The sequence below is a fragment of the Novosphingobium sp. TH158 genome (assembly GCF_002855555.1).
In the GTDB taxonomy this organism is placed as follows: Bacteria; Pseudomonadota; Alphaproteobacteria; order Sphingomonadales; family Sphingomonadaceae; genus Novosphingobium.
The window spans coordinates 1,044,217-1,059,880 of record NZ_PKRT01000001.1 but is presented as its reverse complement, the minus strand read 5'-3'; the positions used below and the strand labels follow the sequence as shown (position 1 = coordinate 1,059,880).

Annotated in this window: 23 protein-coding genes and 1 tRNA gene; 4 read left to right on the top strand and 20 right to left on the bottom strand. The window is 64.9% G+C overall.

Annotated features, from left to right (window positions below; genetic code table 11):
* Positions 1-33 precede the first annotated feature (33 nt).
* Positions 34-630 (top strand): arylesterase, encoded by a 597-nt coding sequence (locus C0V78_RS05285; protein ID WP_254049829.1) that lies wholly within the window; start codon positions 34-36, stop codon positions 628-630.
* A gap of 4 nt (positions 631-634) precedes the next feature.
* Here C0V78_RS05285 and recF read toward each other — a convergent pair whose 3' ends face one another.
* Positions 635-1,717, bottom strand: a complete 1,083-nt coding sequence (gene recF, locus C0V78_RS05280) for a DNA replication/repair protein RecF (protein WP_101796757.1) — start codon at positions 1,715-1,717, stop codon at positions 635-637.
* A 223-nt stretch (positions 1,718-1,940) separates the two neighbouring features.
* Here recF and C0V78_RS14880 point away from each other — a divergent pair, with 223 nt between their 5' ends.
* A complete protein-coding gene (locus tag C0V78_RS14880) occupies positions 1,941-2,090 on the top strand; it encodes a hypothetical protein (RefSeq protein WP_158241472.1) in 150 nt (49 codons plus the stop codon).
* Positions 2,087-2,296: a PspC domain-containing protein gene (locus tag C0V78_RS05275; RefSeq protein WP_101796756.1), complete on the top strand. Its 210-nt coding sequence runs from the start codon at positions 2,087-2,089 to the stop codon at positions 2,294-2,296. Before C0V78_RS14880 ends, C0V78_RS05275 begins: the two co-directional genes overlap by 4 nt.
* 43 nt (positions 2,297-2,339) lie before the next feature.
* Here C0V78_RS05275 and C0V78_RS05270 read toward each other — a convergent pair whose 3' ends face one another.
* Positions 2,340-3,062: a queuosine precursor transporter gene (locus C0V78_RS05270; protein WP_101796755.1), complete on the bottom strand. Its 723-nt coding sequence runs from the start codon at positions 3,060-3,062 to the stop codon at positions 2,340-2,342.
* A 58-nt stretch (positions 3,063-3,120) separates the two neighbouring features.
* Between C0V78_RS05270 and C0V78_RS05265 the strand changes: the two genes are divergently transcribed.
* Positions 3,121-3,197: transfer RNA gene (locus C0V78_RS05265), tRNA-Arg, on the top strand.
* A gap of 81 nt (positions 3,198-3,278) precedes the next feature.
* Here C0V78_RS05265 and C0V78_RS05260 read toward each other — a convergent pair.
* The 18 genes from C0V78_RS05260 to C0V78_RS05180 all read right to left on the bottom strand — a co-directional run bounded on the left by C0V78_RS05260 (position 3,279) and on the right by C0V78_RS05180 (position 15,646).
* Positions 3,279-6,338, bottom strand: coding sequence for a TonB-dependent receptor domain-containing protein (locus tag C0V78_RS05260; RefSeq protein WP_101796754.1), 3,060 nt, complete (start codon positions 6,336-6,338; stop codon positions 3,279-3,281).
* A 176-nt stretch (positions 6,339-6,514) separates the two neighbouring features.
* Entirely contained in the window at positions 6,515-7,942 is a 1,428-nt protein-coding gene (dacB, locus tag C0V78_RS05255) for a D-alanyl-D-alanine carboxypeptidase/D-alanyl-D-alanine-endopeptidase (protein ID WP_254049828.1), read from the bottom strand.
* A 32-nt stretch (positions 7,943-7,974) separates the two neighbouring features.
* On the bottom strand, positions 7,975-8,745 hold the full coding sequence (locus C0V78_RS05250) for an NUDIX domain-containing protein (protein ID WP_101796752.1): 771 nt from the start codon (positions 8,743-8,745) through the stop codon (positions 7,975-7,977).
* Positions 8,746-9,081: 336 nt separating this feature from the next.
* Positions 9,082-9,411, bottom strand: coding sequence for a Grx4 family monothiol glutaredoxin (grxD, locus tag C0V78_RS05245; RefSeq protein ID WP_101796751.1), 330 nt, complete (start codon positions 9,409-9,411; stop codon positions 9,082-9,084).
* 38 nt (positions 9,412-9,449) lie between these two features.
* Positions 9,450-9,683: a BolA family protein gene (locus tag C0V78_RS05240; RefSeq protein ID WP_101796750.1), complete on the bottom strand. Its 234-nt coding sequence runs from the start codon at positions 9,681-9,683 to the stop codon at positions 9,450-9,452.
* Between the two features lie 12 nt (positions 9,684-9,695).
* Positions 9,696-10,019 (bottom strand): DUF1476 domain-containing protein, encoded by a 324-nt coding sequence (locus tag C0V78_RS05235; RefSeq protein ID WP_101796749.1) that lies wholly within the window; start codon positions 10,017-10,019, stop codon positions 9,696-9,698.
* A gap of 81 nt (positions 10,020-10,100) precedes the next feature.
* Positions 10,101-10,703, bottom strand: a complete 603-nt coding sequence (gene leuD / locus C0V78_RS05230; protein WP_101796748.1) for a 3-isopropylmalate dehydratase small subunit — start codon at positions 10,701-10,703, stop codon at positions 10,101-10,103.
* Positions 10,703-10,900 (bottom strand): hypothetical protein, encoded by a 198-nt coding sequence (locus tag C0V78_RS05225; RefSeq protein WP_254049827.1) that lies wholly within the window; start codon positions 10,898-10,900, stop codon positions 10,703-10,705. Before C0V78_RS05225 ends, leuD begins: the two co-directional genes overlap by 1 nt.
* A gap of 231 nt (positions 10,901-11,131) precedes the next feature.
* Positions 11,132-12,562: a 3-isopropylmalate dehydratase large subunit gene (gene leuC / locus C0V78_RS05220; protein ID WP_101796747.1), complete on the bottom strand. Its 1,431-nt coding sequence runs from the start codon at positions 12,560-12,562 to the stop codon at positions 11,132-11,134.
* 85 nt (positions 12,563-12,647) lie between these two features.
* Positions 12,648-13,022: a hypothetical protein gene (locus C0V78_RS05215; protein WP_101796746.1), complete on the bottom strand. Its 375-nt coding sequence runs from the start codon at positions 13,020-13,022 to the stop codon at positions 12,648-12,650.
* A 137-nt stretch (positions 13,023-13,159) separates the two neighbouring features.
* Positions 13,160-13,519, bottom strand: a complete 360-nt coding sequence (locus C0V78_RS05210) for a YbaN family protein (RefSeq protein ID WP_101796745.1) — start codon at positions 13,517-13,519, stop codon at positions 13,160-13,162.
* Positions 13,516-13,926: a SufE family protein gene (locus C0V78_RS05205; RefSeq protein ID WP_101796744.1), complete on the bottom strand. Its 411-nt coding sequence runs from the start codon at positions 13,924-13,926 to the stop codon at positions 13,516-13,518. Before C0V78_RS05205 ends, C0V78_RS05210 begins: the two co-directional genes overlap by 4 nt.
* A 69-nt stretch (positions 13,927-13,995) precedes the next feature.
* A complete protein-coding gene (locus C0V78_RS15010; RefSeq protein ID WP_173843342.1) occupies positions 13,996-14,172 on the bottom strand; it encodes a hypothetical protein in 177 nt (58 codons plus the stop codon).
* Positions 14,169-14,402, bottom strand: a complete 234-nt coding sequence (locus C0V78_RS05200; RefSeq protein WP_173843410.1) for a hypothetical protein — start codon at positions 14,400-14,402, stop codon at positions 14,169-14,171. The genes C0V78_RS15010 and C0V78_RS05200 overlap by 4 nt, the downstream gene beginning before the upstream one ends.
* Positions 14,403-14,431: 29 nt before the next feature.
* On the bottom strand, positions 14,432-14,707 hold the full coding sequence (locus C0V78_RS05195) for a hypothetical protein (protein ID WP_101796742.1): 276 nt from the start codon (positions 14,705-14,707) through the stop codon (positions 14,432-14,434).
* A 32-nt stretch (positions 14,708-14,739) separates the two neighbouring features.
* Entirely contained in the window at positions 14,740-15,072 is a 333-nt protein-coding gene (locus C0V78_RS05190) for a hypothetical protein (protein WP_101796741.1), read from the bottom strand.
* Positions 15,069-15,368, bottom strand: a complete 300-nt coding sequence (locus C0V78_RS05185) for a hypothetical protein (RefSeq protein WP_101796740.1) — start codon at positions 15,366-15,368, stop codon at positions 15,069-15,071. The genes C0V78_RS05190 and C0V78_RS05185 overlap by 4 nt, the downstream gene beginning before the upstream one ends.
* Positions 15,365-15,646: a hypothetical protein gene (locus tag C0V78_RS05180; protein ID WP_101796739.1), complete on the bottom strand. Its 282-nt coding sequence runs from the start codon at positions 15,644-15,646 to the stop codon at positions 15,365-15,367. Before C0V78_RS05180 ends, C0V78_RS05185 begins: the two co-directional genes overlap by 4 nt.
* Between the last annotated feature and the right edge of the window lie 18 nt (positions 15,647-15,664).

Genomic DNA, 15,664 nt, shown 5'->3' with positions numbered 1-15,664 from the left:
AAAGGCGATGCCCCCGCGCCAGAGCCGACGCGCATGTCTGCGGCAGAGGCAGACCTGCCGCCGATCATGGGGCCGGAGCGCCGCATCCTTGCCGTGGGAGACAGCCTGTTCGCCGGCTATGGCCTGACCGCCAACGAAGCCTATCCGACACGGCTCGAGGCGGCATTGCGGGCGAAGGGCATCAACGCAAGGGTCACGAATGCGGGGGTGTCCGGCGATACCTCGGCCGCCGGGGCGCAGCGCTTTGCCTTCGTGCTCGATGCCCAGAATCCCAAGCCCGACCTGGTGATCGTCGAATTCGGCGGGAATGATATCCTGCGCGGCATTTCTCCGGCGGAAACGCGCAAGAACATCGACGCCATGCTGGCCGAAGCGACGAAGCGGGGGGTGAAGGTGGTGCTTATGGGCATGCTCGCCCCGCCGAACCTGGGGGCGGATTTCCGCAAGCAGTTCGAACCGATCTATCCCGAACTGGCAAAGAAGCACGGCGCCACGCTGGTGCCCTTCTTCCTCGATGGCCTGGTTGGCAAACCGGAGCTGGTGCAGGCAGACAATATCCACCCCAATGCCAAGGGCGTGGAGGAGATCGTCAAGCGCACCGCGGGCACCGTTGGCGAAGCGGTGAAGTAGCGGATCAGCCCGTCCGCTCGACAGCGCCGCCGGCAACCCGCCAAACGGCTGCTTCGCTGGCAATGGCCGCGAAAGGTGCAATCTCGGTCCCGGTCAGCCAGACCTGTGCCGAACCGGCGCGCAGGCGATCGAACAGCGCTTCGCGCCGCAGCGGATCGAGGTGGGCGGCAACTTCATCGAGCAGCAGCACGCCGGGCCTGTCGGGATCGAGCAGGCCGGCATGGGCAAGGGTGATGGCAATCAGCATCGCCTTCTGCTCTCCGGTCGAACAATCGGCGGCGGGCTGGTCCTTGCCCGTCATCGTGACGCCCAGTTCGTCGCGGTGCGGCCCGGTCAGCGTGCGCTGCGCGGCGCGGTCGCGACGGCGGCCTTCCGACAGGGCGGCAGCAAGGGCCTGTTCTTCGAGCGGGCCTCCGGGTTGGTAAGAGAGGGCAGGCCGGGCAAAGGGCGCATCGGGCAGGGCCGCGAGTGCCTTGCCCAGCCGGTCGACCAGCCGCGCCCTGGCCTGGGCGACGAGCGCACCGCTGGCGGCGATCTGGCTCTCCAGCGCGGCAAACCATGCCGGGTCGGGCTCCGCCTCGGCAGACAGCAGCCGGTTGCGCTCGCGCAGGGCATTGTCGAGCCGTGCAGCGTTGCGGGCATGACCGGGTTCGAGCGCCAGCACCAGACGGTCAAGGAAGCGGCGGCGGGCTGAGGGGCCTTCGGCGAACAGGCGGTCCATCGCAGGAGTCAGCCAGCCGATGGAGAGCCATTCGGAAAGCGAATTGGCCGTGGCATCCGCCCCTTCCACCTGCACCAGGCGGCGGGTCGGGCGATCCGCACTGGTGCCCGTGCCGATCCGCACCGGGCCTGCCTTTGCCGCAAGATCGGCGCTGATGGCAAAACCCCCGCCACAATCTTTCCCGGCCATGTCAGGCAGGGCAGCCCGTCGCAGCCCGCGGCCCGGGGCGAGGAGCGATATCGCCTCCAGGACGTTGGTCTTGCCGGCACCGTTTTCGCCCACCAGCAGGTTGAAATGGCGCGTGCCCTCGATCCGGGTTTCGGCATGGTTGCGAAAGGCGTTGAGGAGCAGGCGGTCGAGCGTCATGGCGGCTGCCGCAGCCCTATCGCTCGTAACAGGTGCGCGCCACGAAAATCACGGTTCCTGAATAGTGGGAAAAATTGCCATTCATCGGCAATTCACATCCGTGACCAATTGTAACACCAAACGTAAATGGCGCAATTCTGCGGTTTTCGCGATTTGGCACGGCTCCTGCAAAGTGTCTGGCATCGGTGGAAACCCCACCCCAACATTCGCAAAGGAACCTGAAATGCCCCTGTTCAACTCTCTCACCAGCCGCTTCGCCGCCGCCGGCACCGCCCTGATGCTCTCGCTCGTGCTGTTCACCAACACCGTCAGCTTGCCTTCCACGAGCAGCGACGTGAACCTTGCCACCGCCTATGTAGGAGCCCTCGCATGACTTCGCTTGACCGCAACCGCAATGGCAGTCCCGCCGGTTTTCGCCTCAACAAGTCGCGCGGAAAGCTGATGGGCGTCTCTGCCGGCATGGCCGACTATTTCGGCTGGGATGTCACCCTGATCCGGGTGGGCTGGGTCGTCGGTACGCTGCTCGGCTTTGGATCGCTGATCCTGATCTACCTCGCCATCGGCCTCATCGCCGATTGAGGTGGATCGCGGTGAGGCCCCGTCTGGTCAGACCCAGCGGGGCCTAGACCGCATCGGCCTTGGCGAAGGGCGAGAAGTCGGTGCCTTCGTCGAACACGTCCACGCCCTCGCGCGCCTTGAACCAGCCGACTACCGCATAGGTCACCGGCGTCAGCAGCGCTTCCCACAACACCTTCAGCAGCCAGTTGGTCACCATCACGGTCAGGACCCGATCGGTGCTCCAGATGCCGAGGAAGGCCACGGGGTAGAAGATCAGGCTGTCCACCGCCTGCCCGAAAAAGGTCGATCCGATGGTGCGGCTCCACAGGTGCTTGCCGCCGGTCCACACCTTCATCCGCGCGAGGACGAAGCTGTTGACGAATTCCCCCGCCCAGAACGCAAGCACCGATGCCGCGACGATGCGCCAGGTGCTGCCGAACACGCTTTCATAAGCCGCCTGTCCGTCCCACCCGTCGGCGGCAGGCATGGCGACGACGACATAGCTCATGAAGGCCATGAACAGCAGCGCGCCAAAGCCCATCCACACGCAGCGGCGGGCATTGGCATAGCCATAGACTTCCGTCAGCACATCGCCGATCACGTAGGACAGCGGGAAAAACAGGATCCCTGCGCCGAACGTGTATCCTCCCAGGGTCGCAAGCTTGCTTGCCCCGATCAGGTTCGACAGCAGCAGGATCGCGACGAAGGCCGCCATGACATAGTCGAAATACCGGAAATGGCGGCGCGCGCCGGCGTTGCCGTCGATGCGGGAGAGGGTTTCACTCATGTTGCATGCCTAGCGGGGTTTGCCTGCGCGTCAAACCCCGACTATGGGAAGCCGGCGCGCGCCCGTAGCTCAGCTGGATAGAGCACGTGACTTCTAATCTCGAGGCCGCAGGTTCGACTCCTGCCGGGCGCGCCAAACGTTCACCATCGATCCCATGGCAAAAGGCCGCCGGGGTTTCCCCCGACGGCCCTTGTCCTGTCCGATCCTTCCCCCGGATTAGAACTTCACTTCTGCCTGCAGCGTGAACGAACGTCCGCGCGGATCGGCAACGCGCGGCTCCCACGAGCTGCCCGATCCGGTGTTGCTGTCATAGGTGATGGCGAACGGCGGATCGGTGTTGAAGATGTTCTTCACGCCAAGGGTGATCTTGAAGCGTTCCGCAATCATCTGCGACATCGACATGTTGTAGATGTGGTACGGCTTCACCCGCGCGTTGTAGTCAGGCCGGTTGGCGCTGAGGTTCGGGCCGGTGAGCGAGTTCGGCAGGCCGAAATTCTGGTAACCGCCGCGGTAGATCTGCGAGAAGGTGACCGTGAAATCGTCCTTGCTGTAGCCGATATAGGCATTGTGCTTCCACTTCAGGCCCAGGTCGCCCGACAGCGAGAACACCCCGCGCAGGTTGGTGTAGGCCAGGTTCGGCAGCAGCTTTTCCTTCTTGGTCAGCAGCAGCGTTCCATCGAAGCCGGCCGAGAAGGTGCCCTGCAGGGCATCGACGCTGGCACGGGCCATAAAGTCGATGCCGCTGGTCCGGCGCGAACCGAAGTTGCCGGTGCGCAGGTCAATCAGGGTGATCACGCCGTTGGTGCGGGTGATGCGTTCCGGGAACGAGGCGATGTTGGCAAACAGCTGCGGAATGGTGATCGAACCGATCACGTTGTCCACGGCGATGTTCCAGTAGTCTGCCGAAAGCGTGATCCGCGAAGTCGGGCGAAGCACGATGCCGGCGCTGTACTGCTCGGACGTTTCCGGCCCGAGGTTCAGGTTGCCGCCGCTGTCCGATTCCGGCGTGATCGCGGCACAGCCCGGTGTCACGTTGACCGTACCGCCTGCGGGGCAGGTGGTGGGATCGGTCAGCGAGCTGCCCGGGTTGGGCGAGCGGGTAACGCCGTTGAAGATCTGGTTGAAGGTCGGCACGCGGAAGCCGGTGCCATAGGAGGCGCGGGCCATGATCCAGTCGAACGGCTGGAACTTGGCAGTGAACTTGGGGTTCACCGTCGATCCGAAGCCACTGTAATCGTCGATGCGGATCGCGCCGGTCAGTTCGAACGTGTCGATGACGGGCACCAGCACTTCGGCATAGGCCGCCTTGACCTCACGCGTGACCTTGCTGAGCTGGTTCACGTTGTCGAAGGCCACGTTGAAGATGTCCGGCGAGCTCAGCGCACCGGCGGCAGAGCCATCGAACTTGTAGCTTTCGCGACGGTAGTCGACACCCACGGCGATCTTGACCGTGCCGCCCGGCAGTTCGAACAGGTCGCCCGACACCGAGGCGTCGGCCTGCCAGATTTCGTACTTGCCGCCATACAGCTTGGTGCCCTTTGCCGAGACTGCGTCGAGAGCGGCCATGGCCTGCGGGGTCTGGATGATCGAGAAGGGATTCAGGATGCCGCTGTTGAACAGGCCGACAATGCCGGGGGCCGATGCGCCCGGCGCGGTCGGTGCGCGTGTATCGACCTGGCCGGCGAGTGTCGCACCCGTGCCCGATGCGACAGCAGCCGCATTGCTCGCGAAGACGCCGCGGTAATGATAGCCTGAGCCGAGGACCGAAGTCGCCTGGCTGGTCGCATAGGAGCCGCCGACACGGTATTCCCACTTGTCCGCAATCGGGCCTTCGATGCCCATGGCGGCGCGGAAGGTCTTGGTGTCGGTTTCGTACTGGCGCGGTCCGCAAGCGTCGCAGCGCCAGCGGAACATGATCGGCTTGCCGTAATTGACGGCAATGCCGGGAAGCACGGCGACGAGCTGGTTGTAGACGGAATTGTAGGTCGATGCCGTCAACGAATTGAGCGGATAGGCAATCGGCATCGAAGTGTTGTTGGAACTGTACTGGTTGTTTGAGAAGATCTTGCTCGAATGGGCCTTCGATCCCGTTACCTCGGCATAGAGTTCATGTTCGCCAAGGCGTGCAGTCGCACGGCCATACCAGGTCAGCGTGTCGATGGGCTGCTGCAGCGTAGCGGCGCGACCCGTGTCCCACGCGCAGGCCAGCGCGGCTCCCGGCGTGTTCCACAGCACCTGATCGTAGGGCATGCCACCGTCCATCGAACCGCAACCGGCAGCGCCGGGCAGGTCAAGGATGTTCACGCCGCCCGTGGCCGCCGTCGTGGTGCCGGGGATGACGAAGCCCGGGGCATTACCCAAGAAGGCGGGGTTGAAGACGGTGCAGTTTGGTGCCGTGCCAGTGGTGCACTGGCTGGCCGAACCAAACAAGGTTCCGCCCTGGGTGATGCCGATCCCCGCCGCAGTCGGGTTGATCGGGAACACGGTGGCAATCGGAGCGCCGCGCGTGTCGATCGACAGGCCGCGAGTGGGCTGGTTGCCATTCACGAAGTCGCGGTCCTTGCCGAACAGCGCGCCGTTCCAGCTCTTGCTGACGGCCCCCATGATGTTGAAGCCCTGCTCGTCGAGCTTGCCATATCCGACCGTGCCCGAAAGACGATAGATCGGGGCATCGCCGGCTTCGGTGATGTCGACAAAACCGGAGGCGCTCACACCGGTGAAGTTCTTCTTGGTGATGTAGTTGATCACGCCGCCGATGGCATCGGTGCCGTAGATGGCCGAGGCGCCGTCCTTCAGCACTTCGATACGCTCGATAGCGGCGAAGGGGATCTGGTTTACGTCAACCGCCGAACCCGAAAGACCGTGCGCGGCAACGCGGCGACCATTGAGCAGGACGAGCGTCGATGATGCGCCCTGTCCGCGCAGATTGGCCGATGAAAGGCCATTGGTGCCGCGTGCGGCGCCGGTGACGACGTCGGAGTTCGAAGCAAGGTTGTCCGCTCCGTTGCCGTTGGCGGCAAGGTAGGAAATGAACTGTTCCGGGCTGCTGATGCTTTCGCGGCTGAGATCGTCCGGCGTGACGATTTCCAGCGGCAGCGCGCTTTTCGCCGGGTCCTGCTTGATGCGCGATCCGGTTACGATGATCGCCTTGCTTTCCCCTTCATCGGCGGACTCGGCAGAGCTTCCCGACTGGGCAAGGGCTGCGGTTGGCAGGCCGGCGATGGTGAAAAGGGCAGTGCCAGTGACGAGCGCCACGGCGAGCGGATTCTTGCGCATGTAGTCCCCCTGTAGGAATCAAAAGCCCTTCCCGACGGGCATGGCGGCAATAAAGAACGGAAAGCTTGCGCAGGCAAGGATTTCGGCTTGAATTCAGCGTCCCGGCTTCATGCTGCCGCGAAGCGTGGCCAATCCGCAACAATTCCCCGACCTCGTTAAACGACCCGTAAATGCGGCTATTGTGTCTCCGCCAGCAGGATCAGCGCCTTGTCCATGGTGCGGGTGGCCATCACGCCTTCGGGAACGTCGTTGGCATAGGCAGCGAAGGTATAGGTCTTCCCGCTTTTCGTCGTGAGGAACCCGGCAAGGGCGTTGGTGGCGTTGAGCGTGCCGGTCTTGGCGAAGATGCGGCCCTCCAGCAGCGTTGCCTTGAAGCGGGCGACCAGGGTTCCATCGGTGCCGCCGATCGGCAAGGTCTGGCGGAACTGCGCGCCCCAAGGCTGCGACTGGGTCCAGCGCAGGAAGCCGACCACGCCGCGCGGTGCCACACGGTTGTAGGTGGACATGCCCGAGCCATCGGCGAAGGTGAACTGGTGCGGCTTGAGGCCCGCTTCCTTCAGCATGGCGCTGACTACCTTCTGCCCGCCTTCGACCGAGGCGTCCTGCGGCAACCCGCTGACTGCCATGCCGACGCGACGCAGCAACAGTTCGGTATGCAGGTTCTGGCTTTCCTTGTTGATGCGGGTGAGGTCTTCGAAGAGCGGCGGCGGCAGCACCGTTGCCAGCGGCGGCGGCCGGTCTTCGATGGCCATTGCCTGCGGATCGATGCGGTGGCGGGCGCGGGTCGTTCCCGTTACTTTCACACCGCGAGCCTTGAGCATTTCGCCCAGCTTCCAGGCGGCATAGTCCGCCGGATCGTCGATGCCGAGCGTCACCACCCTGGGCGCGCCGGCGGCGATGGTGCCCCAGACCTGCACTCGCCGACTGCCGGGCAGGCGGTCGACCGAAAGCGCGGACGGCCCGGACGCAACGGTGCGGGCGCGGATGTCCGGCGTGAGGTAGGCGGGCAGGGCGACGGTCGGCGGGGCACCCTCCGCGCCGGGGGTCACGACGACCTTCGCCTCGTTATCGTCGAGCGTCAGGGCCGAAGTGGCGGTTCCCGAACGGGTCGGGATGTTGTTCCAGCTCATCCCCGGGCTCCAGCGCTGGTCGACGAGGCGGGTGTCGTCGCCGGTGATGTCGTGCACCTTGCGGGTCTTCGCGGCGATGGCGTCTGCCAGCTGCGACAGGCAGGCGGCCTTGCAGTCGTCCGCCGAGGAGAGGCGCGCATCGCCGCGCCCGACGAGTTCGACCGACGGCACCTTGCCCTTGCCCGGGACGAGCCACACGCTTGCGCCGCCAGGCTGGTCGGGCTGGTCGAGCGCGGGCAGCTTCCAGAACGCCGCCGCCGTGGTGAACAGCTTGGTGTTCGATGCCGGGATGAAGCGGCCCTCTGGCGCGATCGCCACCACTTCGCGTCCCTGCTCGTCCACCACCACCATGCCCCAGCGCGTGCCGGGGCCGGCTTCGGCCAGCACCTGCTCGACCATCGCTTGCGGGCCGGGCTGGGCAAGGGCGGGGAGTGGGATTGCCGCGATGGCGAGGGTCAGGAGGATGCGCTGCATGGCCCTGAGCATATCGCGGCCCACGCCGCTGGCTAGCCCCGCTGTACGGTGGTCATGGCCTCGCTGGTTACGGGATAGCCAAGGTCATCCGGGATCGTGAGGTGCATCTGGCCTTCGATCTCGCGCCGGGCGGGTGAGATCGTGCGGATCGGGAAGCGGGCGGCATAGCTGCGCGCCGCATCGAAGGTGTCGCACAGGGCCAGCCGCTCAAGGTTGCGGCGAGTGGGGAAGATCACGCTGATCTCGCCGCGCGCCGCCATGGCCAGCGCTTCGGCGGCGCTCGCCCAGAACAGGTGGGTGTGTTCGGTATCGTCCGCCGCCACTTCGACTGCACCGGTGCCCAGATCGGCAAGGTAGAAGCGGGTGTCGAAGGCGCGCTCCCAATTGGGGCACCAGCGTGCCCAGGGATGCAGGGCGGCAAGGTCCGGCTGCCAGCCGAACCGCTCCAGCACGGGGGCGAGGCTGCCCACATCATGCAGCATGCGCCGCGCATCGGCTGCTTCCGACGCGCCGATGCGGCCTTTGATGCCGAGGGCAAGGCCCGATTCCTCCAGCGTCTCGCGGATGCCTGCGACGCGCGCTGCCGCATCGTGCAGGTCCAGCCCATGGTCGAGCGTTGCAGCGAGTTCGCGGTCGGCCTCATCGACACGCCCGCCGGGAAACACGGCCGCCCCGCCGGCAAAGCGCATCTCCCCGGACCGTTCGAGCATCAGCAGCTCTGCCGGGGCGCCATTGGCGCCGTGGCGGAAGACGATGACAGTGGCCGCCGGGATGGCGGTGGGGAAGGCGGGGCCGGAGGTCATGCTGCAACCCTTGCCGCATCCGGCCTTGCTGGCAAGGGTTGGAGGGCGGCGGATTTGTCGGGAAAATTTACAATCGGCAATGTCTGACGGGGTCCGGGAAAATCAGGAATGGCGGAAATCAGAGGGAAATCGGGATTTGGCACGGTGTCTGCATTAGGTTGGATACCCCAAAGCAGTCTCGTAAGAGGCGGGGGCCGCACCTAACCCCCCGGTCTCCGCGGCCCCTTGCCTCCCCGAGCATCCCGTCCCCGAAGATAGCCCGCGAGTCCCACCTCGCGGGCTTCCTTTTTGTGCGGTCTGTGCGGCGCAATCGGGTGAAGCGCGAAGCGGCCCGGTTCAGGCGTTGGGCGAAAGGCCCGCGTCGGCCATGGCCTGCTGCAGTTCGCCGGCTTCGTACATTTCCATCATGATGTCGCTGCCGCCCAGGAACTCGCCCTTCAGGTAGAGCTGGGGGATCGTCGGCCAGTCGGAAAACTGCTTGATGCCCTGGCGGATTTCCATGTCCTGCAGCACGTCGACGCTCTCGTAAGGGACGCCAAGGTGTTCGAGGATCGCCACGGCGCGGCTGGAAAAGCCGCACTGCGGGAACAGCGGCGTGCCCTTCATGAACAGGACAACGTCGTTGGACTGGACGATTTCGGCGATGCGGGACTGGGAATCGGACATGCGGTCGGCGAACCTTTGGCTGGATTTTCTGCTGGACCCTAACTGGGAACGGCAGTGGTCAGTTGCAAGGCGTGGAGCACGCCGCCCATGCGGCCGCCCAGCGCATCGTAAACCAGCTTGTGCTGGGCCACGCGGGTCTTGCCCACGAATGCCGCGCTGGTAACCCGCGCGGCGTAGTGATCGTTGTCACCGGCAAGGTCGGTAATTTCGACCACCGCATCGGGCAGGGCCGCCTTGATCATCGCTTCGATATCGGCGGCGGCCATGCCCATGGCGGCGTTCCCTCAGGCCTCGCCCATCAGGGCGCGGCGGGCTTCGACAGCCTTGGCTTCAAGAGCTTCGCGCACTTCGGCCTCGGACACGTCGAGTCCGGCGGCGGTCATGTCGCCCAGCAGCTTGCGGATGACGTCTTCATCGCCGGCTTCCTCGAAATCGGCCTGGACGACTGCCTTGGCGTAGCTTTCGGTCTCTGCCGCGGAAAGGCCCATGCGCTCTGCCGCCCAGTTGCCGAGCAGCCGGTTGCGACGGGCGACGATGCGGAAGCTCATTTCCTCGTCATGCGCGAAATGGGCTTCCTCGGCGCGTTCGCGATCATTGAAATCGGTCATGGTGAACTGGAGTCCTTAGCTTAAGACGACTTGCCTTTGGCCGATAGGCCGCATGGCGATTGCATTCAATACCCCCGCGCGTCAGGCCGCTGCCGCGATGCCCCGCGCGAGGAAGGGCAGGCTTTCGCGCGCCTTCGCCTCGTAACCGGCGATGGCATCCTGCCGGGTAAGGGTGAGGCCCACTTCATCGAGGCCGTTGAGCAGGCAATGCTTGCGGAACGGGTCGATTTCGAAGGTGAAGCGATCCTGGAACGGCGTGGTCACCGTCTGGCTTTCAAGATCGATGGCGATGGGATCGGTCTTCGCCACTTCCAGCAGGCGGTCCACCTGCTCCTGCGGCAGGACCACGGTCAGGATACCGTTCTTGAAGGCATTGCCCGAAAAGATGTCGGAAAAGCTGGGGGCGATCACTGCGGTGATGCCCATGTCCAAGAGGGCCCAGGCGGCGTGTTCGCGGCTGGAACCGCAGCCGAAATTGTCGCCCGCGATCAGGATCGGCGCGCCCTTGTAGGCCGGATCCTCGAACACGTTGCCGGGTTCGGCCTTGACCGTTTCGAAACAGCCCTTGCCCAGCCCGTCGCGGGTGATGGTCTTCAGCCAGTGCGCGGGAATGACGACGTCGGTATCGACGTTCTTGCGCCCGAAGGGATAGGCCTTGCCCTCAACGTGGTTGATCGGTTCCATCAGTCGGTCTCCGGCGCGTCTTCGGGACGGATCGGGTCTTCGGTTGGCTTCTTCGTCTTGCGGCGCGAATTGGCATAGAGCAGCGCAGCGGCAAGCGCGGCCGAACCGATGGCGGCACCGGCGATGGCCGCTGCCCCGGTGGAGATCTTGGCGCTGCCCTTGGCGGGCTTTTCGGGTGTGTCGGTCATATCCGTCATATCCGTTCTATGTCGCTGGCACGGCTGGCTGGCAAGAGCCGAGAGGCCGGAGTTGAGGTTTACAAGGTTGACACGGTGTAAACCTCGTGTTCGCTATCTGGAACCCCTGATTTCTGCGGCTTTGCACCCGCAATCCGGGCAATTGGTCGCGGGGAAGATAAAAAACCGTCCGTCCGTTCGTTCATTGCCCATGGATGACAGAATGCTGCCCTGTAGGACAGCACCTGTCGATCAGCCGAGCTGGCGTACGTCGGTCAGCTTGCCGGTTACCGCCGCTGCCGCTGCCATCGCCGGGCTGACGAGGTGGGTGCGGGCACCCGGACCCTGTCGGCCGACGAAGTTGCGGTTGGAGGTAGAGGCGCAGCGTTCGCCCGCAGGAACCTTGTCGGGGTTCATGGCAAGGCAGGCCGAACAGCCCGGCTCGCGCCATTCGAGGCCGGCTTCGGTGAACACCTTGTCTAGCCCTTCGGCCTCGGCCTGCTGCTTGACCAGGCCCGAACCGGGAACGACGATCGCCCAGCGCACGTTGTCTGCCTTCTTGCGGCCCTTCACCACGGCGGCGGCGGCGCGCAGGTCTTCGATACGGCTGTTGGTGCACGAACCGATGAACACGTTCTGCACTTCCACCTCGTCCATGCGCTGGCCGGGCTGGAGGCCCATGTATTCCAGGCTCTTGCGCGCAGCATCCTGCTTGGACGGATCGGCAAAGCTTTCCGGCGCGGGGACCACGCCGCCGATGGCAACGGTGTCTTCCGGGCTGGTGCCCCAGGTCACGGTGGGCTGCACATCGGCGGAGTTGATCACCACCGACTTGTCGAAGCTGGCGCCGGGATCGGTGGCAAGGCTCTTCCACCAGGCCACCGCCTTGTCCCAGTCATCGCCGGTCGGCGCGAGGGGGCGGCCCTTCAGGTAGGCGAAGGTCTTGTCATCGGGGGCGACAAGGCCGGCGCGCGCGCCGCCTTCGATCGACATGTTGCACACCGTCAGGCGGCCTTCGATGCTCATCTGTTCGAACACCGGGCCGCGGAATTCGATGACATGGCCGGTGCCGCCCGCGGTGCCGATCACGCCGATGATGTGCAGCACCAGGTCCTTGGGCGTGACGCCGGGGCCAAGCTGGCCTTCGACGCGCACTTCCATGGTCTTCGACTGCTTGAGCAGCAGCGTCTGCGTGGCGAGCACGTGCTCCACCTCGCTGGTGCCGATGCCGAAAGCCAGTGCGCCAAGGCCGCCGTGGCAGCTGGTGTGGCTGTCACCGCAGACAATCGTCGCGCCGGGGAGCGAGAAGCCCTGTTCCGGGCCGACGACGTGGACGATGCCCTGCTCAAGATCGGTCGCGCCGATGTAGCGGATGCCGAAATCGGGTGCGTTGCGCTCAAGCGCGGCCAGCTGCTGGGCGCTTTCCTGATCGGCGATCGGCAGGCGGTTGCCGGCTGCGTCCTTGCGCGGGGTGGTGGGCAGGTTGTGGTCCGGCACGGCCAGCGTCAGGTCCGGGCGGCGTACCTTGCGGCCCGATACGCGCAGGGCTTCGAAGGCCTGCGGGCTGGTGACTTCGTGGACGAGGTGGCGGTCGATATAGATCAGGCAGGTGCCGTCGTCCTGGCGTTCGACGACGTGGGCGTCCCAGATCTTCTCGTAAAGCGTGCGGGGCTTGGCTGTCATGATGCCAGTGCGCCTAGAAACACCGCGCGCTTATGACAAGCAGGAAAGGGCAGCTTCCTTGAAAGCTGCCCTTTTCCCATTCGCATCAGCGACGGCGATAATCGCGGTCGTTACGCTCGTACTGCAGGTGGTGGCGGATGTTCTGGATCCGGTTCTGCAGGATGCGGGCTTCGCGGTTGGTCAGCCCGTTGCGGGCATAGGACCGGTAGGTATAGCGCAGCTGGGCAACTTCGCGGCGCAGGCTGGCAGCTTCGCGCTCGGAAATCCGGTCGCGGTTGTCGCTGCGGTTCACGGCGCGCTCAAGCTGGGCGATTTCCCGCTCGATATTGTTGCCGTATCCGTAGCCATAGCCGTGGCCATAGTCGCGGCCCTGGTTGTACTGCGCCTGTGCCGGCACCGCGACGCCGAGCGCCATGGCGGCGATCAGGGCGGGGGCGGCGATCTTGGTGAACTTGGGCATGACCCTGTACTCCTGGTTTCTCAATTCCGGACGGGGGATCGTTCCGGTGAGTTCAGGTTTACGCCGCTTTACATGAACGGAAGTGAACCGGCTGTCGCAGAGCCGGGAGAAAGTGTCGCAACTGGTCGCAGCCCGGCTCAGCTGGGCCGGGTGCAGATCCACGTGCCCGCAATCACCAGCACGGCCAGCGAAATTCCGGCCCAGGGCCAGCCCAGCAGCACCCAGGTGACGACCGCGCCGACCGACATTGCGCCCACGGCCGAGGCCTTGGCGGCGAGGGAAATGGCGCGTCGTTCGCGCCAGCGCCGGATCGGCGGCCCCCATACCTGGTGGTCAAGAAGCCATTGCTCCCATCGCTGGTTGGAACGGGCAAAGCAGAAGGCGGCAAGTAGATAGAACGGCACGGTGGGCAGGATCGGCAGGGCAATGCCGATGGTGCCCATGGCGAAGGACAGGATCCCCCCGGCCAGCCAGAAGGGATGGGCCAGCTTCTTCACGCGGCGGCCAGCCGGGCGGCTGTCTCGCGGATCAGGGCGATCATGTTGGGCACGCCCTGGGTGCGGTTCGATGAAAGCTGGTTCTTCAGGTCGAACGGGGCAAGCGCGGTGGCAATGTCCATTGTCGCCACTTCGCCGGCCGGCTTGTCCTGCACCGCGGAGAGCACCAGCGCGATGATGCCCTTGGTGATTGCCGCGTTGCTGTCTGCCAGGAAGTGCAGCCGCCCCTGCGCGCCTTCGGTGGGATAGACCCAGACGCTCGCCGAGCAGCCGCGCACCAGAGTGGCATCGGTCTTCAGGGCATCGGGCATGGGATCAAGCTCGCGCCCCAGTTCGATCAGCAGGCGATAGCGTTCGTCGCTGTCGAGGAATTCGTACTCCTCGAGGATGTCATCAAGGCTGCGCATGGATCGGCGTTAGGCGGTGACGGGCGCGGGATCAATCGGGTCTGTGCTCGATTGCGCCCTCGCACCGCCTCAGCCGAAGAAGCCGCCCGGGCGGGTGAACATGTAGTAGAGCACGTAGAGCCACGAGAGTACGCCGTGGATCACTGCCCAGAGCACCGACTTGTTCAGGCTCCACGAAATGGCCACCGCAATCGCGCTGCCGAGGCCGATCCCGGCGCGGGCGGCGCCGCTTGCCTTTTCCCTCACAGGTCCACTCCCGCCGCGATGGCTTCCAGCTTGCGGATGCGTTCCTTCAGGTCGGCCATCTCGATCCTGGCCATGCCCGATGAGGCGCCGCCCTCGATATCCGGGCGGTTTTGCTCTAGCTCGCGTTCCTTGAGCTGGAGCCATCCGTTCCACCCGCGCAGGGCGGCGAGCGAGACGATGGCCAGCCCCGATACGGAAGCGGTTGCGGTGAGCAGGTTGGTGTCGATCATCATGCTTCTCCCTGGTCCCCCGGGGTTCATCACTTGTCGCGAAGGGCTTCGATCTCGGCGGCGATCGAGCGGGTCTGGCGTTCGTCGGTGGCGATGCGTTCCAGCACCTTCACCCGTTCGCGCAGCGTCTCCAGCTCTTTCATCATTTCCGGGTTGGTGCCCGCATCCTCGGGCCGCTGGGCCAGTTGCTGGTTGCCCCAGTGATCTTCCACGATCCCGTGCCGCGCCCGATACCGCGCCTTGAGAATTCCGGCGACGCTGACGATCAGCACGATCAACACCACCATCATCTGGCTGCCACTCATCGTATTCTTCCCCTATCCCTTTGTCTTGATGTTCAATTCCTGGACTGGTCGCGCAGCGCCTCGATCTGGTGCGTCAGCGAATAGCCGCTGTCGGTGACGATGCGTTCGACCGTGGCGAGCCGGTCCTTCAGCGAACCCAGCTCGGCGCGAAGCTGCGCGTTCTCCTGGCTCAGCAGCCTGATCCGTTCGCCATCCTCGGTTGAGGTCTTGGGATAGACCGCCTGGCCCCAGGCCCCGCTGAGCGGGTAGCCGTGCTTGATCTTCATGCGGGTCGAATAGATCACGCTGCCGGCGATCATGGCGACAATGATTGCCGCTCCGGGAATGACCATGCCGAGAAGCTGGAGAACCTGTTCCGGGCTCATCGCACCGCCTCCTTGTCGCGCAGGGCCTCGATCTGGGCGGCGACGCCAAGGCTGGGGTCGGTGGCGATGCGCTCCAGCACCTGCAACCGCTCGTTCACCTTGCCGAGCTGGGCGCGCAGCTCGCGGTTTTCCTCGATCAGCGCCTTGCTGGCCTTGGCATCGGCCGGGGCTGTCTTGCCGCCCCATTCGTCTTCGAGCGGATAACCGTGGCGGGCGCGGATCCAGTTGTTGATCACCCAGCCGGCGGTAGAAATCGCAACGATCAGGATGACGAATTCGGGGCTGCCCCAGTTCATCGGCCAAGCTCCTTTTCCCTGGCGTCGAGCCGGGCTTCGATCTGGCGGGCATCGCGCAGGGCCTCGATCTGGCTGGCAACGTCAAATCCCTTGTCGGTGACGATGCGCTCAAGAACGCGGATGCGGTCTTCCAGTTCGCGGGTGTAGGCGGCCTGGCGCTCGTCAACCTGCGACTGAACGGCTTGCGACTGCGCCATTTTCTGCTGGTGGCGGGTCCAGAAGATGAAGCCCACCAGCAGGAAGGGGGCCAGCGGAATGAGAAGAGCAAGTTCACCCATGGGATTTTCCCCTGTTGG